This is a genomic window from Mycobacterium sp. TH-M116, assembly GCF_057473685.1.
The window spans coordinates 1-2,483 of sequence record NZ_JBYCLC010000236.1; the positions used below are offsets into that span (position 1 = coordinate 1).

At 68.9% G+C, this 2,483-nt stretch carries 4 protein-coding genes; 3 read left to right on the top strand and 1 reads right to left on the bottom strand.

Features of this window, described 5'->3' with window-relative positions; translation table 11 throughout:
* Nucleotides 1-19: 19 nt before the first annotated feature.
* Nucleotides 20-250, top strand: coding sequence for a ribbon-helix-helix protein, CopG family (locus tag AC2VOK_RS11880; protein ID WP_428900638.1), 231 nt, complete (start codon nucleotides 20-22; stop codon nucleotides 248-250).
* A 1-nt stretch (nucleotide 251) separates the two neighbouring features.
* Nucleotides 252-692 (top strand): TA system VapC family ribonuclease toxin, encoded by a 441-nt coding sequence (locus tag AC2VOK_RS11885; RefSeq protein ID WP_428900639.1) that lies wholly within the window; start codon nucleotides 252-254, stop codon nucleotides 690-692.
* Nucleotides 693-894: 202 nt separating this feature from the next.
* On the opposite strand, the gene AC2VOK_RS11890 is transcribed toward AC2VOK_RS11885, so the two are convergent.
* The gene (locus tag AC2VOK_RS11890; protein WP_428900640.1) at nucleotides 895-1,908 is read right to left on the bottom strand and encodes an NADP-dependent oxidoreductase; all 1,014 of its coding nucleotides are present in this window, start codon (nucleotides 1,906-1,908) and stop codon (nucleotides 895-897) included.
* 122 nt (nucleotides 1,909-2,030) lie between these two features.
* Between AC2VOK_RS11890 and AC2VOK_RS11895 the strand changes: the two genes are divergently transcribed.
* Nucleotides 2,031-2,483, top strand: a 453-nt coding sequence (locus AC2VOK_RS11895; RefSeq protein WP_428900641.1) for a type I restriction endonuclease, incomplete at its 3' end; no start/stop codon positions are given.

The following is a 2,483-nucleotide window of genomic DNA, read 5'->3' on the forward strand; positions in this document are numbered from 1 at the left end:
GTGATGCTAGGATTGTCGCGTGCGTACGACGGTCGACTTGGACGATGACACCGCGAAGGCGGTGGAGCAGTTGCGCCGCGACCGCGGTATCGGCACCAGCGAGGCGGTCAACCACCTCATCCGACAAGGCCTCCTCCCCCGCGACGCCGGCAGGCCGTTCGCGCAGAAGACCGCCAAACTCGGTATCCGCGTAGATGTCTCGAACGTAGCCCAAGCGCTCGAGGACCTCGACGGCATCGAGGCGCGTTGAGGTGCTGGTCGACGCCAACATCTTGCTCTACGCCGTCGATGAGACCAGCCCGTTCCACCCGCCGGCCCGCACGTGGCTGGAGGACACCCTCAACGGGGACCGCCGGGTCGGTATTCCGTGGAGTTCCGTGGCTGCGTTCATCCGGATCGCGACTCACCCGCGGGCGCTGCGGTCGCCCCTGGCCGCGGCGGAGGCGTGGGCGTTCGTCGAGGATTGGCTGGATGCGCCAACCACGTGGGTTCCCGCGCCGGGGCGCAGTCACCGGAGCATTTTCGGGCGACTTGTGCGGGACTTGGATTTGCGCGGCAACCTGGTCAGCGATGCCGCACTCGCCGCGCTGTGCATCGAGCATGGCCTGACGATCGTCAGCGCGGACTCGGATTTCGCCCGATTCGGCGAGGTGCACTGGCTCAACCCCATCCAGAGGGTCGACGGCAAGTAATCGGGTGGCCATGGCAGGCGCACATCCGTGAGGGTTCCAGCGCGTCAACGCAGCGGGACGGTTGCAACGCCTGTCACGCCCGCGTGCGTCGCAATACGCTCGCTAACCGCCCGTTCTGCTGATTGACCTACGCGTCTGCTGGATCGGATCGGGTGAGAACCGTTGTGCGCCATCGAGATCACGAGGCGCCCGCCCAGGCGTTCTAGCCGGAGACCTTGACGACGAGCTTGCCGACGTTGGTGCCGTCGAAGAGCATGTTGATGGCCGTCGGCAACTGCTCGAAGCCCTCGACGACCGTCTCGAGCGGGGTGAGCTTGCCCTCGGTGATCAGGCCGGCGATCTCGGCGATCGCTTCCGGCGCGCGCCCGAAGTGGTCGAGGACGATGAAGCCCTGCAGCGTCGCGCGCTGGATGAGCAGGTTGCCGAACGCGCGCGGCCCCGGCGGCGGATCGGCCGCGTTGTAGCCCGAGATCATGCCGCACAACGCCACCCGCGCACCGATGTTGAGGCGCGCGAAGATGGCGTCCATGATGTCGCCGCCCACGTTTTCGAAGTCGACGTCGATGCCGTTGGGCGTGGCCGCGGCGAGCTGGGCGGCCCAGTCATCGGCGCGGTGGTCGACGGCCGCGTCGAAGCCGAGCCGCTCGGTCAGCAGCGCGCACTTGTCCGGTCCGCCGGCGATCCCGACAACGCGCGCACCGGCGGCCTTGGCGAGCTGACCGGCCACCGAGCCCACCGCGCCGGCCGCGGCCGAGACCACCACCGTCTCCCCCGGCTTCGGCTTGCCGATGTCGCGGATGCCGACCCAGGCGGTCAGTCCGGTCATGCCCAGCGCGCCGAGATAGGCACTCGGCGAGACGCCCTCGGCCACCTCGACCGGCATCAGCGGCGCCGCCGCCGAAGCGACCGCGTACTGCTGCCAGCCGACCAGACCCTGCACCATCTGGCCCACCCGATAGTCCGGGCTGTTGGACGCGACCACCTCGCCGAGGCCGAGCCCGCGCATGACCTCCCCGATGCCGACCGGCGGCAGGTAGGTCGGGGTGGCGCTGATCCACATGCGGTTGGTCGGATCCAGCGAGATCCAGTCGACGCGCACCAGCGCCTCACCGTCGCCGATGTTCGGCACCGCCTCCTCGCCGAGCTCGAAGGTGTCCGCGCCGATGCGTCCCGAGGGGCGCAGGCGGAGAAGGAAGCGGCGGTTGCGTTCGGTCATGAGCTACACGGTAGCGCCGAACGGCAGTCGGTCGCCGTCGCATCGGGCGACGCGGGGCGTTGTGCTGAAGTCGCTGCGCCGAAACACCGCACCGACGGCCGCGGTCTGTCTACCCTCGACGCATGTCGGAATCAGACATGGTCGACACCGTCAGGCCCGCTGCGGATGGTGACTCGGTCAGCAGGCTGGCCGCCTACCGCACCTGCGCCGAACGCATCCAGACGACGTGGCCGGCGTTTGCCGTCGAGCGCCGCAGACGCCTGCGGCAAGGCGGAGGCGGGCAGCCCGTCGAGAAGGTCGCCGAAAACATCCTGGAGAACCTTTTCACCACCGTCCTGGACTGGCCGATCGAAAACGTCCGGCCGCAGGTGGAACGGGCCGACATCGTGTTGACCCGACTGGGGCTGAAATACCTGGTGCTGGAGGTCAAACGGCCCGGCTGGCTGACCGGGCACCAGACGGCGATCGAGGCCGCGTTGACCCAGGCCCGTCGCTACGCCGACGATCAGCGCGTCAAGGCGGTGGCGGTGAGCGACTCGATGATGCTGTACGCGGCCGACGTCGTCGGTGGCGGT